17 protein-coding genes are annotated in these 20,036 nt (G+C 64.1%); 8 read left to right on the top strand and 9 right to left on the bottom strand.

Going from position 1 to position 20,036, the window contains the following annotated elements:
* Positions 1-38: 38 nt before the first annotated feature.
* A complete protein-coding gene (tdh, locus tag V1479_RS07495; protein ID WP_368802351.1) occupies positions 39-1,073 on the bottom strand; it encodes an L-threonine 3-dehydrogenase in 1,035 nt (344 codons plus the stop codon).
* Between the two features lie 134 nt (positions 1,074-1,207).
* Here tdh and V1479_RS07490 point away from each other — a divergent pair, with 134 nt between their 5' ends.
* The 3 genes from V1479_RS07490 to V1479_RS07480 are packed head-to-tail and all read left to right on the top strand — an operon-like array spanning position 1,208 to position 5,309.
* Positions 1,208-2,773, top strand: coding sequence for a trimethylamine methyltransferase family protein (locus tag V1479_RS07490; RefSeq protein WP_368802350.1), 1,566 nt, complete (start codon positions 1,208-1,210; stop codon positions 2,771-2,773).
* A gap of 31 nt (positions 2,774-2,804) precedes the next feature.
* A complete protein-coding gene (locus V1479_RS07485; protein ID WP_368802349.1) occupies positions 2,805-3,251 on the top strand; it encodes a DUF3828 domain-containing protein in 447 nt (148 codons plus the stop codon).
* A gap of 15 nt (positions 3,252-3,266) precedes the next feature.
* The gene (locus tag V1479_RS07480; RefSeq protein ID WP_368802348.1) at positions 3,267-5,309 is read left to right on the top strand and encodes an oxidoreductase; all 2,043 of its coding nucleotides are present in this window, start codon (positions 3,267-3,269) and stop codon (positions 5,307-5,309) included.
* Positions 5,310-5,313: 4 nt separating this feature from the next.
* On the opposite strand, the gene V1479_RS07475 is transcribed toward V1479_RS07480, so the two are convergent.
* Positions 5,314-7,380, bottom strand: coding sequence for a putative bifunctional diguanylate cyclase/phosphodiesterase (locus V1479_RS07475; RefSeq protein WP_368802347.1), 2,067 nt, complete (start codon positions 7,378-7,380; stop codon positions 5,314-5,316).
* A 298-nt stretch (positions 7,381-7,678) separates the two neighbouring features.
* On the opposite strand from V1479_RS07475, the gene V1479_RS07470 reads away from it, so the two are divergent.
* Positions 7,679-8,503, top strand: coding sequence for a transporter substrate-binding domain-containing protein (locus V1479_RS07470; protein WP_438620504.1), 825 nt, complete (start codon positions 7,679-7,681; stop codon positions 8,501-8,503).
* A 106-nt stretch (positions 8,504-8,609) separates the two neighbouring features.
* Positions 8,610-9,551: an amino acid ABC transporter permease gene (locus tag V1479_RS07465; RefSeq protein ID WP_368802346.1), complete on the top strand. Its 942-nt coding sequence runs from the start codon at positions 8,610-8,612 to the stop codon at positions 9,549-9,551.
* 8 nt (positions 9,552-9,559) lie between these two features.
* On the opposite strand, the gene V1479_RS07460 is transcribed toward V1479_RS07465, so the two are convergent.
* Positions 9,560-10,735 carry a GGDEF domain-containing protein gene (locus tag V1479_RS07460; protein ID WP_368802345.1) on the bottom strand — a complete coding sequence of 392 codons (1,176 nt, stop codon included), beginning with the start codon at positions 10,733-10,735 and terminating at the stop codon, positions 9,560-9,562.
* Positions 10,736-10,906: 171 nt separating this feature from the next.
* On the opposite strand from V1479_RS07460, the gene V1479_RS07455 reads away from it, so the two are divergent.
* The 3 genes from V1479_RS07455 to V1479_RS07445 all read left to right on the top strand — a co-directional run bounded on the left by V1479_RS07455 (position 10,907) and on the right by V1479_RS07445 (position 14,281).
* Positions 10,907-12,091, top strand: coding sequence for a glycine C-acetyltransferase (locus V1479_RS07455; RefSeq protein WP_368802344.1), 1,185 nt, complete (start codon positions 10,907-10,909; stop codon positions 12,089-12,091).
* Positions 12,092-12,160: 69 nt separating this feature from the next.
* Complete coding sequence (gene mutL, locus V1479_RS07450; protein WP_368802343.1) at positions 12,161-13,987, top strand: DNA mismatch repair endonuclease MutL; 1,827 nt, start codon at positions 12,161-12,163, stop codon at positions 13,985-13,987.
* 63 nt (positions 13,988-14,050) lie between these two features.
* A complete protein-coding gene (locus V1479_RS07445) occupies positions 14,051-14,281 on the top strand; it encodes a DUF2093 domain-containing protein (protein ID WP_368802342.1) in 231 nt (76 codons plus the stop codon).
* A gap of 3 nt (positions 14,282-14,284) precedes the next feature.
* On the opposite strand, the gene lpxK is transcribed toward V1479_RS07445, so the two are convergent.
* From lpxK to V1479_RS07415, 6 genes are all read right to left on the bottom strand, one after another.
* Positions 14,285-15,319, bottom strand: a complete 1,035-nt coding sequence (lpxK, locus tag V1479_RS07440; RefSeq protein ID WP_368802341.1) for a tetraacyldisaccharide 4'-kinase — start codon at positions 15,317-15,319, stop codon at positions 14,285-14,287.
* Between the two features lie 8 nt (positions 15,320-15,327).
* A complete protein-coding gene (gene waaA, locus V1479_RS07435) occupies positions 15,328-16,653 on the bottom strand; it encodes a lipid IV(A) 3-deoxy-D-manno-octulosonic acid transferase (protein ID WP_368802340.1) in 1,326 nt (441 codons plus the stop codon).
* Positions 16,650-17,435 (bottom strand): lysophospholipid acyltransferase family protein, encoded by a 786-nt coding sequence (locus V1479_RS07430; protein WP_368802339.1) that lies wholly within the window; start codon positions 17,433-17,435, stop codon positions 16,650-16,652. The genes waaA and V1479_RS07430 overlap by 4 nt, the downstream gene beginning before the upstream one ends.
* A gap of 33 nt (positions 17,436-17,468) precedes the next feature.
* A complete protein-coding gene (locus V1479_RS07425) occupies positions 17,469-17,705 on the bottom strand; it encodes a DUF4170 domain-containing protein (RefSeq protein ID WP_173186841.1) in 237 nt (78 codons plus the stop codon).
* 117 nt (positions 17,706-17,822) lie between these two features.
* Entirely contained in the window at positions 17,823-18,605 is a 783-nt protein-coding gene (locus V1479_RS07420; RefSeq protein WP_368802338.1) for a 3'(2'),5'-bisphosphate nucleotidase CysQ, read from the bottom strand.
* 1 nt (position 18,606) lies between these two features.
* Positions 18,607-19,950, bottom strand: a complete 1,344-nt coding sequence (locus tag V1479_RS07415; RefSeq protein WP_368802337.1) for a TldD/PmbA family protein — start codon at positions 19,948-19,950, stop codon at positions 18,607-18,609.
* Positions 19,951-20,036: the final 86 nt, after the last annotated feature.

The following is a 20,036-nucleotide window of genomic DNA, read 5'->3' as shown; positions in this document are numbered from 1 at the left end:
AAATGGGGACTGCTCACGGCGTTCCACAAGGCAATCTCTCACCAGTCCATCACCACCTTGCCGGAATTGCCGCTGCGCATCGCGTCGAAACCGGCCTGATAGTCGTCGATACCGATGCGGTGCGTGATCAGCCCTGTCACGTCCAGCGGACCCTGTATCAGCGCGATCATCTTGTACCAGGTCTCGAACATCTCGCGGCCGTAGATGCCTTTCAGGTGCAGCATCTTGAAGATGACCTTGTTCCAGTCGATCTCGAAGCCGGTCGGCGCGATGCCGAGGATGGCGATCTTCCCGCCATTGTTCATCGTGTCGATCATGTCGCGGAAGGCCACGGCAGAACCCGACATTTCGAGGCCGACGTCGAAGCCCTCCGTCATGCCCTCTTCGTTCATCACGTCGCGCAGGCTCTCTTTCGATGCGTCGACGACGTGATGCACGCCCATCCTGCGCGCCAGGTCGAGGCGAACGGGGTTGATATCGGTAATGACCACCTTGCGCGCGCCGACGCACTGGGCGACCAGCGCACCCATGATGCCGATCGGCCCGGCGCCGGTGACGAGCACGTCCTCACCCACCAGATCGAAAGACAGCGCGGTATGCACGGCATTGCCGAGCGGATCGAAGATCGCGGCTATCTCGTCCGGCACGTCGTCCGGGATGGGCACGACGTTGTGCTGCGGAAGGGCGAGGTATTCGGCGAATGCGCCGGGCCGGTTGACGCCGACACCAAGCGTATTGCGGCAGAGATGTCCCCTGCCCGCGCGGCAGTTGCGACAATGGCCGCAGACGATATGGCCCTCGCCGGCGACCCGCTGGCCGACCCTGTATTCGGTGACGGCGGAACCGAAATCGGCGACCTCGCCGACGAATTCGTGGCCGGTCACCATCGGAACCGGCACGGTCTTCTGCGCCCACTGGTCCCAGTTGTAGATATGCACGTCGGTGCCGCAGATCGCGGTCTTCTTCACCTTGATGAGCACGTCGTTGGGCCCGATCTCGGGAACCGGCACCTGTTCCATCCAGATGCCCGGCTCGGCCCTGGCCTTCACGAGTGCGCGCATCATGTTCGACATCGTCGCCTTCCTCCAAAATCGCCTGCGCCAGATAGCACAGCTTTGTGCCATTTACGTCACCGGAAGCCGCAACGAAGCATGGCCATGACGGTTTTGGCAGCCTAGCCTCGACCGTGACGCAAGGGCACCATGGCATGCACGCTTCCGAAGCCGCCACCTCAAACCCGACCGCTCAACGCCGCGAACGCGGCGGCAGGCAGGCACGCCGCGAGCAGCGCAGCCACGGGCAGGACGGTCCCGGCCGGCCCTATATTGTCCGCAACATTCCGACCTACGACGTGATGTCGGAAGAAAACCTGCGTCGCATAGAACAGACGGCGGACCGGATTCTCGCCGAGATCGGCATCGAGTTCCGCGACGATCCGATAGCGCTTGACCATTGGCGACGAGCCGGGGCGCGCATCGACGGGGAACTCGTCAGGTTCGAACCCGGCATGTTGAGGGAAATTCTTTCCACCGCGCCGTCCGAATTCGTTCAGCATGCGCGCAACCCGGCCAAGTCGGTGGTCATCGGCGGCAGGAATGTCGTGTTCTCGCCCGCCTACGGCTCACCCTTCGTCATGGATCTCGACCGGGGCCGGCGCTACGGCACGATCGAGGATTTCCGCAATTTCGTGAAGCTGGCGCAGGCCTCGCCCTGGCTGCACCATTCCGGCGGCACGATCTGCGAGCCGGTCGACGTGCCGGTCAACAAGCGGCATCTCGACATGGTCTATGCCCACATCCGCTATTCCGACCGGCCCTTCATGGGCTCCGTGACGGCGGAGAGCCGCGCCGAGGATTCAATCGAGATGGCGCGGCTCGTCTTCGGACGGGACTTCGTTGACCGGAACTGCGTGATCCTCGGCAACGTCAACGTCAACTCGCCGCTGGTCTGGGACGCCACGATGACCACCGCGTTGCGCGCCTATGCGCGGGCCAACCAGGCGGCGGTGGTGGTGCCGTTCATACTCGGCGGCGCGATGGGCCCGGTGACCAATGCGGGCGCGATCGCACAATCGCTGGCCGAAACCATGGCTGGCTGCGCGCTGACGCAACTCGAGCGGCCGGGCGCCCCGGTGATCTTCGGCAATTTCCTCTCGTCGATGTCGCTGCGCTCCGGCTCGCCGACTTTCGGCACGCCCGAACCGGCCATCGGCTCGATGATCGTGGGCCAGCTTGCCCGGCGCCTGAACCTGCCGCTGCGCTGCTCGGGCAACTTCACCACCTCGAAGCTTCCCGATGCGCAGGCGATGAACGAAGGCACCATGTCGATGCTTGCCGCCGTCCATTGCGGGGCGAACTTCATCCTGCATTCGGCAGGCTTCCTCGACGGGCTGCTGTCGATGTCCTACGAAAAGTTCGTCATGGACGCCGACTTCTGCGGCGCGCTCCATACCTATCTGGACGGCGTCACCGTGGACGACAACCAGCTCGCGCTCGACGCCTTCCGCGAGGTTGGGCCGGGCAGCCATTTCTTCGGCTGCGCCCACACGATGGCGAACTACGAACACGCCTTCTGGGATTCCGGCATCGCCGACAACGAGCCGTTCGAGAAATGGGAGGCGGCCGGAAGCGAAGACGCAGCGACTCATGCAAACCGCAAATGGAAAGCGATGCTGGCCGAATACGAAGCGCCGCCGCTGGACGAAGGCGTGGACGAGGCGCTGAAGGATTTCATCGAACGGAAGAAGGCCGCAGCCGACGATGCGTGGTATTGATTGCCCACACCCACCTGCACGGAGCGTACGCGTGAAGAAGCTGTTCGGCCCCCTCCTGGCAATCGCGGCCGTGTGGTCGCATCCGGCATGGGCCGGACCCGCAGCCGATGCAGTCGGCTATTTTTATTCCGAGGGGATCGGCATGGAAGCGGACGAGGCGAGCCGGGACCGCTTCACGGGACCAGCGAAGGCCTATCTTGACGCCAGCGATCGCGCCTTCGACGAACGGGAGGAGATCTGTCTCGATTTCGGGCTTGCCGTCGACGGGCAGGATTTCGACCCTACGGAAATTGCAAGCACGCTGGAGCTTGACGAGGCCGCCAATGACGGCGCGGCAATCGTGGTCGCACGCTTCACGAATTTCGGCCAACCACGCGAGATCGAGTGGACACTGGTTGAGGAGAACGGCGCCTGGAAGGTCGCCGACATCGCCAACGAGGCGGCGGGCTGGCGCGTGAGCCAGTTCGTGTGTGAATAGGCGCTCCACATCAGCATGACGACCGACCCGCTTCTCCACCCGTATCGCCTCAAGCACCTGACCTTCAAGAACCGCCTCATGTCGACGGCGCATGAGCCGGCCTATTCGGAAGAGGGTCTGCCGAAGGAGCGCTATCGGCTCTACCATGCCGAAAAGGCGAAGGGCGGCATCGCGATGACGATGACGGCGGGCTCCGCGATCGTGTCGCGTGACAGCCCTGCCGCGTTCGGCAATCTGCAGGCCTATCGCGACGAGATCGTGCCTTGGTTGGCGGAGCTGGCGGAAGCCTGCCACGAGCACGACTGCAAGGTGATGATCCAGCTTACCCATCTCGGGCGGCGGACCGGGTGGAACAAGGCAGACTGGCTGCCGGTACTCTCCGCCTCGCCGGTGCGCGAGCCGGCCCACCGCGCCTTTCCGAAAGAGGCGGAGGACTGGGACATAGAACGCATCATCGCCGACTATGCCTCTGCGGCCCAGCGGATGCAGGCTGCCGGGCTCGACGGCATCGAGTTCGAGGCCTACGGCCACCTGATGGACGGGTTCTGGTCGCCGGCCACCAACCATCGCAATGACGACTACGGCGGTGCGCTCGACAACCGGATGCGCTTTTCCAACCGGGTTATCGACGCGGTTCGGGAGGCCGTCGGACCGGATTTCGTTGTCGGCGTGCGCATGGTTGCGGACGAGGACCTCGCAACCGGGATTTCGCGAGATGAAGGCATCGAAATCGCGCGGCGCCTCGCCGGGTCGGGCAAGATCGATTTCCTGAACATCATCCGCGGGCACATCGAGACCGATGCGGCGCTGGCCGATGTCATCCCGATCACCGGCATGCGCTCCGCGCCCCATCTCGACTTCGCGGGTAAGGTGCGCTCGGCAACCGGCTTCCCGGTATTCCATGCGGCGCGCATCTCCGATGTCGCAACCGCACGGCATGCCATCGAGGCTGGCAAGCTCGACATGGTCGGCATGACCCGGCCGCACATCGCCGACCCGCATATCGCGCGCAAGGTCGCGGCGGGCCAGGAACATCGCATACGGCCCTGTGTGGGCGCGACCTACTGCCTCGACCGCATCTATGAGGGCGGCGAGGCGCTGTGCATCCATAATGCCGCGACGGGACGCGAGGCGACGATACCGCACGTGATGACGCGCACCGACGACGCGCCGAAGCGCGTCGTCGTGGTCGGCGCCGGTCCCGGGGGGCTGGAAGCCGCACGGGTGGCTGCGGAGAGAGGCCACGCGGTAACGGTGCTGGAAGCGTCCGGCAAGGCGGGCGGCCAGATCAATCTGGCAATCCAGAACCCGCGCCGGCGTGAGCTGGTCGGCATCGTCGACTGGCGGCTTTCCGAGCTGGAGCATCTCGGCGTCACAATCCGCTACGACTGCTGGGCGGAGGTAGAGGACGTGCTGGCGCTGGAGCCGGACGTGGTCGTCGTTGCAACCGGCGGCCTGCCGCAATCCCCTCCGCTCAAAACGGGCGAGGAACTGGTGATATCAAGCTGGGATCTTCTGTCGGGCGCGGTCAAGCCGGCGGAAAGCGTACTGGTCTACGACGACAATGGCGGCCACCCCGGCATGAGCGTCGCGGAAGTTGCCGCGAATGCCGGCGCGCGTATTGAGCTCGTCTCGCCCGAGCGCTTCTTCGCGCCCGAGATGGGCGGGCTCAACCACGTGCCCTACATGCGCTCCTTCCATGAGAAGGATGTCACGGTCACCATCAATACGCGGCTCGTCGCCGTGCGCCGTGACGGCAACAAGCTGGTGGCGACCCTCGGCTCCGACTTCGCCCAGGGATGGCGCGGCGAACGACTGGTCGACCAAATCGTGGTCGAGCACGGCACCATGGCCAATGACGAACTCTATCATGCGCTCAAGCCGCTGGCAAAGAACGGCGGCGCGGTCGACTACGAGCGGCTGGTGGGCAACGGTGCGATTTTCCCTATCGCGAATCCAGATGCAGCCTTCATGTTGCTGCGCATCGGCGACGCCGTTGCCTCACGCAACATCCACGCGGCGATCTATGACGGCATCCGGTTCGCTATGCGTATCTGAACCGTCAAGCCATCGTGCCCTGAACGACCGTCAGAACTGGACGGCGCGGCGAGCGTGCCACGAGCCAGTCGCGCGTCTGCGCATCCGGCATCGGAAACGCGATCGAATAGCCCTGCACCTGCTCGCAGCCGATCGACAGCAGCGCCGAAAGCTCCTCCTCAGTCTCCGCGCCTTCGGCGATGATGGAGATGCCGAGGCCGCGAGCCAACTCCGTGATCGCGCGGACGATCTTCGAATTGTCGCCGTTCAGGTTGATGTTCTGCACAAACCGTCGGTCGATCTTCAGCCGGTCGATCTCGTTGGGATTGACGTGGCTAAGCGAGGCATAGCCAGTGCCGAAATCGTCCAGTTCGAGATGCACGCCGGCGGCGCGAATCATCCTCAGCTTTGATGCAATGCCGGTCTTTTCGTCGTCCAGAATGACGGATTCGACGATCTCCAGCGACAGCTTCTGCGCCGGAAGGCCGGCATCCTCGAGCGTCTTGAAGAGGAAGCGGGTGAAGTCGGGTTCACGCAGCTCCATTCCGGAGACGTTAAGCGCTAGGCGCCCGAATTGCAGCCCGGCGCGATGCCACGATGCCGCTTCCTCGATTGCCTTGCGCATGACGATGCGGCCAATGCGCGGCATTTCGCCCGCCTTCTCGGCTACCGGGAGAAATTCCACCGGCGGGATCATCCCGCGTTCGGGGTGATGCCACCGCAGCAGCGCCTCGACACCGGTTATCGAACCGTTGACGAGCGAGACCTGAGGCTGGAAGTAGACACTGAAACCGTCATTGGCGATCGCATCGGCAATGTCGCGCTCGAGCTGCTTGCGGTGTTCCAGCTCGCGTCGAAGCTCATCCGAGAAGAAGGAGAAGGTGCCGCCGCCCTGCTTCTTGGCCGCATAAAGCGCGAGATCGGCGTGCACCAGCAAATCGCCCACATTGTCAGCATCGACGGGATAGACAGCGATGCCGGCACTCGCGCCGCAGAAGATGGTAGCGCCTTCGTAGACGATCGGCTCATTGAGTCGCGTGAGTATGCGCCGCGCCAGACTGTCTATGTCCTCCGGGTTTCCGGCTGCCGGCATGACCATGACGAACTCGTCGCCACCGAGGCGGGCGCATATGTCGGAGGCACGGCATGAACCGCGCATGCGCTCGGCTGTAGTCACCAGAACGAGGTCGCCAGCCGCATGACCGAGCGTGTCGTTGATCTGCTTGAAGCGGTCGAGATCGATCTGGATAACCGCCAGCCGTTCCTGACGCCGGTGAGATGCCTTGATGAGCGTATCGAAATGGTCGCGCATGAAGGCGCGATTATAGAGACCTGTAAGACCGTCACGCACGGCAACCATGGCCATCGAGTTGCGCGCGTCGACAAGTTCGCTCGTGCGGCGGCGGATGATCTCCGTCACCGGCCGGAAGATGAACAGCACGACGAGACCTATGACCGCCAGCGTCGCCGCAAACAGCATGCGATGGACCGCAAGCATCCGCGCCAACATGTCCTGCGAATGCGCGGCAAGTATGTTGCCCAGGGCCGTGTAGCCCGCAAGCGTGGCGGTGGCGACTGTTTCGTCCAGCACCGTATTCTCGATGGCCCGATTGTCGGTCGCGCCCACGCCGGACGGTTCGAGCCGCAACCCGAGCGATTTCAGGAAGTGCCTGCTGCTGCTGGAGAGGTTGGCGGAAAAATGGGCGAGATGGTGCGGACTGTCGTTCAGCACCCGATCCGCGTTGACACCGGCTTCATTTTCCTCAAGCCGAACCTGCGCGACGATTGCCGAATAGTTGGAATCGAAGCGGTCGGTTGAAGCGCGCAGCGAGGCAAGTAATGGCAGCCGGTTGTCGGGCGCAGCCAGCCGCGCTTCGCTGGCAAGGAATACGATCCGCTGCGAAAGTGCTTTCTGGTCGTCGACAAGATCCAGCAGCGTTTCGTCGCGCTGGTGTGCGCCGATCCGCTGCTGAAGCAGCATATAGCCTGCGAACACCATGGCGGCGATGATGAGCGCTGCCATCCAGTAAGCGGCCTTGATGGTCAGGATCAGTCTGTCCGATCCCGATGTTGGCTGATCCGTAGACGCCATGGAATGGAAATCCCCCTGTAGTGCTGTTGCCCGCGCTTTTGGTGGAATCCTTGCCGGAGGAGACATTAACGGAACTGCGCATCGCGGCCACGGCGCGTGCAAATGGACGTTTTTTCTGACCTGCTGGTTAGCGTAGAATTCCGCCAATCGCTCGAATTGCGCGCAATCGTCTGCCGATCCGGACAGCAGGGCTTTCACTTCCACGTGCTTCCGCCTTAGTCTGCTGGGTGTGATAGCCGGGACGACAAAAACGGGAACGCGACCGGCAGAGATACGAAACAGCAATGGGAGACGACCGATGACGATGACCAGACTGCCGCTTGTGGCGGCCGCGATCGCATGCCTGGTTTCTCCGGCTATGGCCGGTGAAACCCTGGACCGGGTGACGAGCAGCGGCACGCTGACCATGTCGTCCGACCCGGAATATCCGCCGCAGTCCTTCCTGAACGATGCAAACGAAATGGACGGCTTCGACGTCGACGTCGGCAAGGAGATCGCAAAGCGGCTCGGTGTCGAGCTCAAGATCGTCACGCCGGCCTGGGAGGTCATCACCGCCGGCGGCTGGGCCGGGCGATGGGACATGTCGGTCGGCTCGATGACCCCGACGGCCTCGCGCGCGGAGGTGCTGAGCTTCCCCGCCGTCTATTATTACACGCCTGCGTCGTTCGCGGTGCATGCGGACTCTTCGGCGGCAACGCTTGCCGACCTAGACGGCAAGGTGATCGGAACCTGCGGCGGCTGCACCTACGATGCCTATCTCAACAAGGATCTGGTGATCGACGCGGAGGGCGCACCGCCTTTCGAATATCAGGTGACCGCGGGCGAAATCCGCACCTACGAAACCGACACCAACGCCTTCGACGACCTGCGGCTGGGCGACGGTGTGCGCGTGGACGCCGTGTTCTCGGCACTGCCAACCATCCAGGAAGCGATCAAGAACGGCTACCCTATGAAAGTAGTGGGCGACCCTGCTTTCTACGAACCGCTTTCGGTGGCAACGGACAAGGGTGACGCCGAATTCGATGCGAAGATCGCCGAGGTGGTCGGCGCTATGCATGAGGATGGTACGCTCACGGCGCTCTCGGAGAAGTGGTATGGCGTCGACCTGACTACGGCAGAGTGAGGTGACGGCAGCAGCAAGCCGGACAGGATCGCGCGAAGATCAGCCCGCGCGATCCTGGCACGACGCGGCAAGGCCATCGCGCGGCGAGGCGATCGCAATTGCGTGCGTGGCTATATTACTCATCTGGCTGCAGCTCGGCGGAACGCGTATCGGCGGCCTGATTGCGCCGCTGACCGGCGGTGCGACCGGCGAAAACACGGCGCCGGGCTGGGGGCTTCATGTGCTGACAGGGCTTCTCGTCGCCGGTGCGGTGTGGGTGAACATCATCGTTCTGCGGCTGCTGCCCTTCCGGCTGCAAGTGATGATCGTGTGGGCGGAGCTGCTGTTGCTGTTCGTCGCCTTCGTCAACAGCTTCAACCGCGATTTCGGCATCTGGTTCGAGCAGAGCCAGGACGGCGTTTCCAACATCGCCTACATGATCACCACTGGCGCGGTCACCACGCTCTACGTCTCGGCGATTTCCATCGTCGTGGCCTGCATTTTTGCCATGACCGCGGCCCTCGCCCGGCTCTCCAGCTTCGGCCCGGCCTATGCGGTCTCGACCTTCTACACCTCGTTCTTCCGCGGAACGCCGCTGCTGCTGCAGGTATACCTGATCTATCTGGGCCTGCCGCAACTCGGCCCGCAATTCGCGCTCGACGCCGTACCTTCGGGAATACTCGCACTGTCGCTATGCTACGGCGCCTATCTCGCGGAGATCTTCCGGGCGGGCATACTGGGTGTACCGCATGGCCAGCACGACGCGGCCAAGGCGCTGGGCCTGCCGCCACGACTGACCTTTCGCAAGATCGTCTTTCCACAAGCGATGCGCCTGATCGTGCCGCCCACAGGCAACCAGTTTATCGCGATGCTCAAGGATTCGTCGCTGGTGTCGGTGATGGGGGTGTGGGAGCTGACGCGTACGGCGCAGATCATCGGGCGGCGGGATTTCCGCGTTTTCGAGATGCTGATCGCGGCCGCGATCATCTACTGGGCGCTGTCGATCTGCTTCGAGCTGATCCAGGCACGCATCGAACGCCACTACGGCAAGGGCCACGAGAGGCCTTAGCAGCGTTGTCAGGCGACGTTGCGGTTGCCTTCCACGTCGCCGCCGATGCAAACCCGGTTACGGCCCTCCGACTTTGCGCGATAGACGGCCACGTCGGCCTGCTCCATCAGCGCCGCCAGTGATCTGGTCTCGTCCGCGCCGCGGACTGCGAGCCCGATGCTGACCGTGACATCCCGTTTGATCCGCGCTCTGCGGGCCGACTTGAGCGCCTCAATGTTGACGCGCATCCGTTCGGCGATGGTCGACGCCTCTTCCGCGCTCACGCCATTCAGAACGACTGCGAACTCCTCCCCGCCGAGGCGGGCGAGAAGATCCACATCAGGGCGAATGCTGCGCTCCAGCGCGGCGGCAACCGCGACGAGGCAGGTGTCGCCTTCGACGTGACCGAAGCTATCGTTGTAGGATTTGAAGTGATCGATATCGACCACGAGGAGCGCGCAGCGGCCGCGTACAGCCCGCGCGAAACTCATCAGACGGCGCCGATTGGCAACACCGGTAAGCGGATCGGTGTGGCTTTCAATCTCGAGCTGCCGGTTGGCGGCCTCCAGTTCCGCGCCACGATCCTTGAGCCGCTCGGCCAGCCGCTTGTTTTCCATCGACAGATGCAGCGCATTGGAAAGCTGGTCGCCGAGAGCCCGGCCGATGATGATCGCGAAGGCGCCCATCAGGAAGAAGCCGGAAGCGATGAGCCACTTGAACTGCAACGTGCTGAGCGCGAGGCCGAGCGCATAGGTCCAGAAGATCGGCAGGTGGAAAAGGTTGTAGGCCCTAAGATAAACGACAGACGGGATCGACACAGTGACGGCCGCCATTCCGATCGACAGCGTAAGTACAGCCTGATTCTCGTTGGCGAATGTCAGCATCCAGGCGCCACCGACGCCCCAGGCCAGCCCCGACACCAGATGCATGACACAGACGAAGCGGGCCCAGGACCTCGCGCCCCAACGTTGCGGACGATTGCGGGCGTAAAGCACGGTCGACACGAGATTGGTAACCGCAACCGCGGTGATGACGAACTGCCAGGCGATCAACGGGATGGCCGTGGAGGGCGACCAATAGACATAGACGGCGAAGAGCGCGCCAACGAGGCTCAAAAACGACGCGGGCGACGAATTGAGCATCGCATCCATGCGCATCTTGAGGATGGCGTCGTGTTCTTCGTTTTCTGCCTGTGTTTCCGCCACCGCGACCCGCCTCAAATTACGCCATGTAAGCTTAGGCAGCCAATCCTAATATTTGCTTGCCCCGCGTCTCAGCGCATCGGCTGCCACAGCTTGCACTCCGCAGATCGGATTGCTGGTGGATTTCGAACCGCGTCGGCGCAAGACTCGGCCGATACCGATCGGAGGCGAATCATGACGCAGGATTTTATCGCACATCTTTCCCAAGAACTCGCGGGGCTGGAGGATTCGGGGCTCTACAAATCGGAACGCGTCATCTCGTCCATGCAGTCTGCCGAGATAGAAGTCGGCGGCCGCAAGGTCCTCAACTTCTGCGCCAACAACTATCTTGGACTTGCCGACAGCGAGGACCTGCGCGATGCGGCCAAGGCCGCTCTCGACCGCTACGGCTACGGCATGGCGTCCGTGCGCTTCATCTGCGGCACGCAAGAGGAGCACAAGAAGCTCGAAGAGCGCATCTCCACCTTTCTCGGCATGGAGGACACGATCCTCTACTCCTCCTGCTTCGACGCCAATGCCGGCCTGTTCGAGACCCTGCTTTCCGAAGAGGATGCGATCATCTCCGATGCGCTCAACCATGCCTCGATCATCGACGGTGTGCGGCTCTCCAAGGCCCGGCGCTACCGCTATGCCAACAATGACATGGCCGAACTGCGCGCGCGCCTAGAAGAGGCGAAGGATGCGCGGTTCCGGCTGATCGCAACCGACGGCGTCTTCTCGATGGATGGCATCATCGCCAATCTGCGGGGCGTTTGCGATCTCGCGGAGGAGTACGGCGCCATGGTGATGGTCGACGACAGCCATGCGGTCGGCTTCGTCGGCACCCGCGGACGCGGTTCGGTCGAGCATTGCGGCGTCGAGGGGCGCGTCGACATCATCACCGGCACGCTGGGCAAGGCGCTGGGCGGTGCATCGGGCGGCTATACGAGTGGACGGCGCGAGGTCGTGGACTGGCTGCGCCAGCGCTCACGTCCATATCTGTTTTCCAACACATTGATGCCGGCGATCGCGGGCGCTTCCCTCAAGGTCTTCGACATGATCGATGACGGCGACGCGCTGCGCGAAAAGCTCTACGCCAACGCGGACCGATTCCGCAAAGCGATGACCGCGTCAGGTTTCACGCTGGCCGGCGCCGACCACCCGATCATCCCGGTGATGATCGGCGATGCCGCGCTGGCGGGAGACATGGCCGCGAGGATGCTGGAGCGCGACATCTACGTGATCGGCTTCTCGTTCCCCGTGGTACCACGCGGGCAGGCCCGCATCCGCACGCAGATGTCCGCCGCCCATTCGTTCGACGACATCGACCGGGCAGTTGAGGCGTTCGCGGAGGTGGGCCGGGAGTTGGGCATAGTATAGCGGGGACGGCGACCCCCGCGCTGTCCCACACCCTTACCTTGAGCTGGCGAATCCCGCTAGAATGGCGCCATGAACATCCGCCAGCTTTCAGAGACCGTCATCAACCAGATCGCCGCCGGTGAGGTGATCGAGCGCCCGGCCAGCGTGGTCAAGGAACTGGTCGAGAACGCGCTGGATGCGGGCGCCTCGCGCGTTGAGATCGCGACAGCCGGCGGCGGGCTTTCGCTCATCCGGGTCACCGACGACGGCGGCGGCATGGATGCCGGCGACCTTGCCCTTTCCATTGCACGGCACTGCACGTCGAAGCTTTCCGACGACATTCACGACATCCGCTCGCTCGGCTTTCGCGGCGAGGCACTGCCTTCCATCGGCTCGGTCGGCAAACTCTCGATCCGCTCCCGCCCTGCCGCCGCAGACACCGCGCACGAGATCGCCGTCGAGGGCGGACGCATCATTCCGGTGCGGCCGGTAGCGGGCAACCGCGGCACGCTGGTCGAGGTGCGCGACCTGTTTTTCGTCACCCCGGCACGGCTCAAATTCATGAAAGGCGAGCGTGCCGAGGCGACGGCCGTCGCCGACATCGTCAAGCGCATTTCCATCGCGTTCCCCCATGTACGGTTCACGCTGTCGGGCACCGATCGCTCGACGCTGGACCTTGCCGCGTGCGGCCAATCCCGCGAAGGCTTGCAGCAGCGTATCGCACAGGTCATCGGCCGGGAGTTCGCGGACAACGCGCTTGCCGTCGAGGCGATGCGGGACGACGTGCGGCTGTTTGGTTACGCGTCGATCCCCTCCTATACCCGCGCCAATTCGCTACACCAGTATCTCTACGTCAATGGGCGCCCGGTGCGCGACAAGATGCTGGCGGGCGCGATCCGCGGCGCTTATGCCGACGTTCTGCCACGTGATCGCCATGCTGTAACCGCGCTGTTCATCGAACTCGATCCGGCGCTGGTGGACGTCAACGTGCATCCGGCCAAGGCGGACGTGCGGTTTCGCGATCCGGGCATGGTGCGCGGGCTGATCGTCGGCTCGATCCGGCAGGCTCTTGCCCAGGCAGGCATCCGTCCGGCCACCACCGCCGCAGGCGCGATGATGGACGCGTTCCGGCCAGGCGGCACGGGCGGCGGGAGCCAGCCGGCATACGCCCCTGCGGGATTGCAGGCCTCTGCCGCAGCTGGCTTCGACATGGCAGCCTCACCGCACCGGCCGCTGAACGGCGGTTTCGCCGAAACTGTACAGGCGATGTTCGACACGACGGCGCCAAGCGCGGATGCGCGTGCCGGCGTTGTCGAGCCAATGCCGGAAATGACGGCAAGGCCGCTCGGGGCCGCTCGTGCGCAGGTGCACGAGAACTACATCGTCGCGCAAACCGACGATTCACTCGTTATCGTGGATCAGCATGCCGCGCATGAACGGCTGGTTTACGAGGCCTTGAAGCAGGCGCTCGCCTCGCGCGACGTCCCTGCGCAGATGCTGCTCCTGCCGGAAATTGTCGACCTGCCTGAAGAAGACGCCGAACGGCTCGCCTCGCATGGCGACCTGCTGCGCCGCTTCGGTCTCGGGGTGGAGCGCTTCGGTCCCGGCGCGGTTGCCGTGCGTGAGACGCCCGCGATGCTGGGCGAGGTCGACGTTCAGCGGCTGCTGCGAGACCTCGCCGACGAGATCGCCGACACAGATACGGTGGAAACCCTCAAGGAACGCCTGGACGCCATCGCCGCCACCATGGCCTGCCACGGCTCCGTCCGCTCTGGCCGCAGGCTACGACCTGAAGAGATGAACGCACTGCTGCGGCAGATGGAAGCGACACCCGGCTCCGGCACCTGCAACCACGGCCGGCCGACCTATGTGGAGCTGAAGCTTTCCGACATCGAACGGCTGTTCGGCCGCCGCTGAGCTGCCGGCTTGACCTGACACCGGTTTTATGGCGGTACAGGCGCGTTGCGAAAGGCGAATGAGATGAACCGTTTCGAAGGGCCAGGCGGCAAGGAAGCTCGCATCCGCTATCTGGATGGCGATTTCCAGGTTCTTACGCCGGGCGCGTTCGTCCGCTGTGCCGTCAGCGGCGAGCCGATCCCGCTGGACGAGTTGAAATACTGGAGCGTCGCGCGGCAGGAGCCTTACGCAAATGCGGCCGCCTCTCTGTCCCGCGAGATCGAGGTCAACCCCGAGCTTCGCAAGCGCGGCTAGGACCTACCGCGCCTCGATGCGGCGCAGCCGCCACGCTTCAAGCGTCGCCTCGATGATGGCGCGCGGCGCGCGGGCAACCTCGAACACCGTTTCGATCTCGATGATCTTGACACGTTTGCGCAGCGCGGAGAGCGCCTCGCTGGCGTGGTCGAGCCGCACGGCATCCTTGGCGGTGGTGACGATCTCAAGGCCCTGCGCGTCGGCTGTCGCGAGAAGGTCCTGCGCGTCGAAATCCGAATAGAAATGATGATCGCCGAAACTTTTCGCGATCTCGATCTGGCCGCCGACCGCCGTGACAGTGTCGAAGAATTTCTGCGGCTCGCCGATGCCCGCAAAAGCCAGGCAGCGCGCGCCTGCGATGCCTTCGGGCGCAGCCGGCTTTATCGATGCTTCGTGGAACGGTCTCGCGGCGCGGGCTGCCTGACGAAGCACCACATCTGCGCCCGGTCCGTCGCCGACCTTGAGCACGCTGTCGGCATAACGCATCTGGTCGACGAGTGCCGCCCGCATCGGACCTGCGGGAATCGTGTAGCCGTTGCCAATGCCGCGGCGCGCATCGACCACGATCAACGCATGATCGATATGAATGCGGGCGCTCTGAAAACCGTCATCCATGATCAGAAAGTTGCAGCCAAGATCGATCAGCAGCCGTGCGGCGGCGGACCTGTCGGTGCTGACGGCGACCCGTGCCGCGCGCGCCAGAAGCAGCGGTTCGTCGCCGACATGGCGCGCGCTATCGTGATGGGCATCCACGAGGTGCGGTTCACCCGCGACCGATCCGCCGTGTCCGCGAGACAGGATGCCGGGTTTCAGCCCTATCGTGGCGGCTTCGCGCGCCAAGGCGATCGCAACCGGCGTCTTGCCGGAACCGCCGACCGTCAGGTTGCCGACGCACAGCACCGGCGCATCGACCTTTTCGCGTGGCGCATTCAGAAGCCGTTTGCGGGCAACCGCACCGTAGATCGCGGCAAACGGCCATAGCCCCCAGGCGCGCCAGTCGGGCTTACCCCACCAGAAGGGCGGCGCTTCGCTGACCATGGCCGGCCCTAGCGCCCGCTGCCGTTGACGGCGGTGCCCAACCGCGCCTGAACGATGAGGGGATGGATGTAGGGCTCAAGCGCCTGCAGCGTCTTGGCGAGGGAGCCACGCATCTCCTCGACCGTGCGCATGCCCGCGTCCATCATCTTGCGCCGCTCCGGCTCATTGTTGAGCAGGAAATTGACCGCACCCGCCAGCACATCCTTGTCGCGCACGAACCGGGCACCGCCGGCGGCCGCGAGCTTTTGATAGGATTCGCGGAAATTCTGCACGTTTCGGCCAGCCAGCACCGCCGTCTCGAGCATGGCCGGCTCCAGCGGGTTCTGGCCGCCTTGTCCGGTCAGCGAGCGCCCGACAAAGGCAATCTCGGTAAGGCGCAGATAGAGCCCCATCTCGCCGATTGTGTCGCCGAGGAAGATGTCCGTGCCCGATGAAATCTTGTCGCCGAGGCTGCGGCGAGCCACGGTCAGTCCCTTTTCGGCGCAGGCAGCGGCGATAGCATCGGCGCGCTCGGGATGGCGAGGGACAATCACGGTGAGCAGATCCGAATGACGGCCCCGCAGCAGGGTATGCACATGAACCGCTGCGTCCTCCTCGCCGTCGTGCGTGGAGACCGCGGCCCAGACCTTGCGGTTACCGATCTCGCCCTTGATGCGGGCCAGAATCTCGGCATCGACGGGCGGCGGCACCGTGTCGACCTTGAGATTGCCGGAAACCGTAACGGGGCGCGCACCGAGCTTGTGGAAGCGCTCGGCGTCCACCTCCGACTGGGCAATCACATGGGCGAGGTTCTCGAGCAATGCTTCCGCGATGAACCCACGCTTGCTCCAGCTCGCGAACGAGCGATCGGACAGCCGGCCATTGACCAGCACCTGCGGCACACGCCGCGCGCCCAGTTCCAGAATGGTCATCGGCCATATCTCGGATTCGGCGATGATCGCCAGATCGGGCTGCCAATGGTCGAGAAACCGGCTCACTGCGGGTTTCAGGTCGAGCGGCACATACTGGTGGATGATGCGGTCGCCGAGGCGCTCCTTGGCGACCTGTGCCGACGTGACGGTGCCCGTGGTGAGCACGACATTGATGCCGAAATCGACGATACGCTCGATCAGCGGTGCAACCGCGATCGTTTCACCGACACTCGCCGCATGCAGCCACACCAGCGGCCCTTCCGGGCGGGGCAGGCCAGCGCGGCCGTAGCGTTCGCGCCGGCGGTTGTGTTCTTCCTTGCCCTTGGTCGCGCGCCAGGCCACGTAGCCGCCTATGACAGGGTAGGCGGCTGCGCCCGCCCATCTGTATGCTGTCAGCAGCGTACGGGCCCAGCGTTCGCTCATCGCGTACCGTCGACCAGTTTATACGCCCGCTCAGTCGCCGCGTTGAGCGATGCGGTCACTTCGCGCCGCTTTGCCTCCATCGTCTCCGCGTCGGCATCGGAGGGCACGTAGATCTCCTCCCCGACCGCCAGCGCATGGCGGCCGAAAGGCAGGTTGATGGTGGTCTTGTCCCAGCTTCGCTCCAGCACCTTGCGGCGGCTGGTGGCAATCGCCACCGGGACGATCGGCCGGCCGGAAACCTTCGCCAGCGTCACGATGCCGAGCCCGGCCTGGCGCGGCGTGCCGTGCGGAATGTCGGCGATCATTGCCACGTTCATGCCGCTGTCGAGCGTCTTTTTGAGCGTGATGAGCGCCTTGGCGCCGCCCTTGTCGGCCTTGGTGCCCTCACGGCCGCCCGAGCCGCGCACGATGCCGAAGCCGAGCTTCTGTGCAACGAGCGCGTTGAGCTCGGCATCGGCACTGCGCGAGAACATGGCAACCAGCTTGTGGCGGCGCGGATTGACCGCCGGCCCCAGCAGGTGCTGGCCGTGCCACAGCGCACCGATCGCTGGAGACAGTGCGGCAATGCGCGGTGCCGGATCGTCGGACCCGGCAACAGCCGGATTGGTCCAGTAGATGAACTTGACCAAGCCCGCGATGAGCGTCGCCAGCAGATGCTTCACGAATGTCGAGCGGACGAGCGGCTGCCTAATCTTCTTCCAGGTGGCCTTGAAGACGCCCGGCTTGGACTTGCGCGCCTTCGCGCGCGTGTCCTGCAGGGGTGAAACGGCGTTGTCGTCCATGCGTATCGTTATTCTTGTTGTTGTCGTTCTGGCTTATTTGGCCTGCGGGTCGAGCAGGCGATGCAGGTGGACGATGAAATAGCGCATATGGGCATTGTCCACGGTCGCCTGCGCCTTTGCTTTCCACGCAATTTCGGCGGATTTGTAGTCGGGAAAGATTCCGACGATGTCCAGCTCGTCGAGATTGCGGAAATCAACGTTGGACAGCGACGTCAGCTCGCCGCCGAATACGAGGTGTAGGAGTTGCTTGCTTCCGGTGTCTTCGGCCATATCGGTCACACATGTCTTGGGTGGAGCAGCACCCCGGCGCGGGGGCGGCGCCGAGGCGATGGCAATTCCTCTAGAGGAATTCGTTACGTTTTGAAACCGTCGCGTGAAGGCGCTGCGTCATTCCGCAACCGCTATTACCTGCGCCATATCATGCAGCAGCTTGCCGCTGCCGGCCGCCAGCGCGCCGTGGCGCGGATCAGCGCCGGCATAGAACGGCGCTTCGCGCCTATCATTGACCACGGCACCGCCCGCACGGCGCAGGATCAGATCGGCGGCGGCAAGGTCCCAGTCATGGGAATTGGGCTTGACGAAGGTTCCGTCGAGACGCCCGCTCGCCACCATTGCCAGCCGATAGGCAAGCGATGGAATGTATGCGATCTCCGGGCCGGCACGCATATAAGCGGGCGCACGCGCCAGAAGCTGCTTGGGGCCGGCGACGCGCGGGCGTTCGCCATGGCCGGCGACGGCGATCACCTTGCCGTTGCACATCGCCGGACCGCCAGCGGCCGCCTCGTAGATCTCCTGCTTGGCCGGGCAGTCGAGTACGCCCGCCATGGCAACGCCGTTCTCGACCACGGCGACGGAAACGCACCACGTCCGCCTGCCCGCGATGAAGGCGCGCGTGCCGTCGATCGGATCGACCACGAATGTGCGTCGCGCTGAAAGCCGATCAAGATTGTCGACCGTCTCTTCCGAGAGCCAGCCGTAGGAAGGTCGCGCGGCGCGCAGCGTTTCGAACAGGAACCGGTCGACGGCAATGTCGGCGGCGGTTACCGGAGACGAGCCGTCCTTGAGCCAGGCCTCCGGCTCCTTGCGGAAATAGCGCATCGCGATCTCGCCGCCCTCCCGCGCCGCGTCGCGCAGGAGCGCAAGGTCAGCATCCAGATCGTCAACGACCATTTCATTCGCCTGCAAGCGTCATCCCTTCGATAAGAAGCGTCGGCGCGGCCGTGCCGAAATTGCGATCGAGGTCGCTGGCCGGAACCATATTCAGGAACATGTCCTTGAGGTTGGCGGCGATCGTGACCTCGGACACCGGCCAGGCGAGTTCGCCATTTTCAATCCAGAAGCCCGAAGCGCCGCGCGAATACTCCCCCGTCACCATGTTTACGCCCTGCCCGAACACTTCGGTGACGTAGAATCCGGACTTGAGCGAACGAATCATCTCTTCCGGCGACCGGTCACCGGGCTCAATCGCTAGGTTGGTCGACGATGGGGACACCGATGACGATGCACGCACGCCGCGTCCGTTGGTCTGCAGCCCGAGCTCGCTTGCAGCAGAGGTCGAGAGAAACCAGTGACCAAGCACGCCGCGGTCAACCATGGTCATGCTCTCGCCTTGCACGCCTTCACCGTCGAACGGCCTGGAGGACTGGCCGCGCAGCTTGAGCGGATCGTCGGTCACCGTGATGCCGGCTGACGCCACCTTCTTGCCCATCATATCGCGCAGGAAGCTGGTCTTGCGTGCCACCGACGCGCCATTGATGGCGCCCGCCAGGTGTCCGGCGATGCCACGCGCGACACGCGGGTCGTAGATGACCGTCACAGGGCCTGTGCGTGCCTTGCGGGCACCGAGCCTTCTAGTTGCGCGCTCGCCCGCCTTGCGGCCAATCTCCGCGACCTGGTCGAGGTCTGCGAAATGGAGACGGGACGAGTATTCGTAGTCGCGCTCCATGCCCGTGCCTTCGCCAGCGATCACACTGACGGAACGCGAGAAGCGCGTCGCCATGTACTCGCCAAGAAAACCATGCGAGGTGGCGAGCACCAGCCCTCCCATGCCCACCGACGCGCCGGAACCGCTGGAATTGGTGACGCCTGATACGGCCATGGCCGCCTCTTCCATCGCAAGCGCATCTTCGCGCAACGTTTCCGCCGACAGTTCCGTCGGGTCAAACAGATCGAGGTTGCGGATCGAACGTGCAAGCAGCGCCTGATCGGCAAGCCGTTGATGCGGATCTTCGGGCGAGGCCTTCGCCATCGCTACCGCACGCTCGGCGAGCGACGCCGGATCGGACGCGGCATTGGCCGAAACGCTGGCGGTGCGATTGCCGAGGAAGACGCGAAGCGAGACGTCGTCGCTTTCGGCTGCCTCGGTGTTCTCCACCTTGCCCAGCCGCACCGAAACGCTGGTCGACCGCGAACGGACAGCAACGGCATCGGAAGCATCGGCCCCGGCACGCTTCGCAGCGTCCACAAGCCGCGCAACGAGATCGGCGAGGCTGCTGGAATCGATCTTCTGGTTCATCAAAAAGCTCTGGTCCTGCGGATACGGGAGGTGTCTGGCGGTATGTAGCCTCCATCTATGGCCATGGGTTGCGCGTTGCAATGGCT

The sequence above is a fragment of the Neoaquamicrobium sediminum genome (assembly GCF_040970315.1).
Lineage (GTDB): Bacteria > Pseudomonadota > Alphaproteobacteria > Rhizobiales > Rhizobiaceae > Aerobium > Aerobium sediminum.
This window is presented reverse-complemented; position numbering and strand designations above follow the sequence as displayed.

What these genes read in the sequence shown, in the direction of transcription:
- V1479_RS07430 (WP_368802339.1), bottom strand. Translation starts at nt 17,435, where the DNA reads ATGGACGACAACGCCGTTTCACCCCTGCAGGACACGCGCGCGAAGGCG.
- V1479_RS07480 (WP_368802348.1), top strand. Translation starts at nt 3,267, where the DNA reads ATGACGACCGACCCGCTTCTCCACCCGTATCGCCTCAAGCACCTGACC.
- V1479_RS07420 (WP_368802338.1), bottom strand. Translation starts at nt 18,605, where the DNA reads ATGGTCGTTGACGATCTGGATGCTGACCTTGCGCTCCTGCGCGACGCG.
- V1479_RS07475 (WP_368802347.1), bottom strand. Translation starts at nt 7,380, where the DNA reads ATGGCGTCTACGGATCAGCCAACATCGGGATCGGACAGACTGATCCTG.
- V1479_RS07455 (WP_368802344.1), top strand. Translation starts at nt 10,907, where the DNA reads ATGACGCAGGATTTTATCGCACATCTTTCCCAAGAACTCGCGGGGCTG.
- V1479_RS07415 (WP_368802337.1), bottom strand. Translation starts at nt 19,950, where the DNA reads ATGAACCAGAAGATCGATTCCAGCAGCCTCGCCGATCTCGTTGCGCGG.
- V1479_RS07425 (WP_173186841.1), bottom strand. Translation starts at nt 17,705, where the DNA reads ATGGCCGAAGACACCGGAAGCAAGCAACTCCTACACCTCGTATTCGGC.
- V1479_RS07445 (WP_368802342.1), top strand. Translation starts at nt 14,051, where the DNA reads ATGAACCGTTTCGAAGGGCCAGGCGGCAAGGAAGCTCGCATCCGCTAT.
- waaA (WP_368802340.1), bottom strand. Translation starts at nt 16,653, where the DNA reads ATGAGCGAACGCTGGGCCCGTACGCTGCTGACAGCATACAGATGGGCG.
- mutL (WP_368802343.1), top strand. Translation starts at nt 12,161, where the DNA reads ATGAACATCCGCCAGCTTTCAGAGACCGTCATCAACCAGATCGCCGCC.
- lpxK (WP_368802341.1), bottom strand. Translation starts at nt 15,319, where the DNA reads ATGGTCAGCGAAGCGCCGCCCTTCTGGTGGGGTAAGCCCGACTGGCGC.
- V1479_RS07470 (WP_438620504.1), top strand. Translation starts at nt 7,679, where the DNA reads ATGACGATGACCAGACTGCCGCTTGTGGCGGCCGCGATCGCATGCCTG.
- tdh (WP_368802351.1), bottom strand. Translation starts at nt 1,073, where the DNA reads ATGTCGAACATGATGCGCGCACTCGTGAAGGCCAGGGCCGAGCCGGGC.
- V1479_RS07490 (WP_368802350.1), top strand. Translation starts at nt 1,208, where the DNA reads ATGCACGCTTCCGAAGCCGCCACCTCAAACCCGACCGCTCAACGCCGC.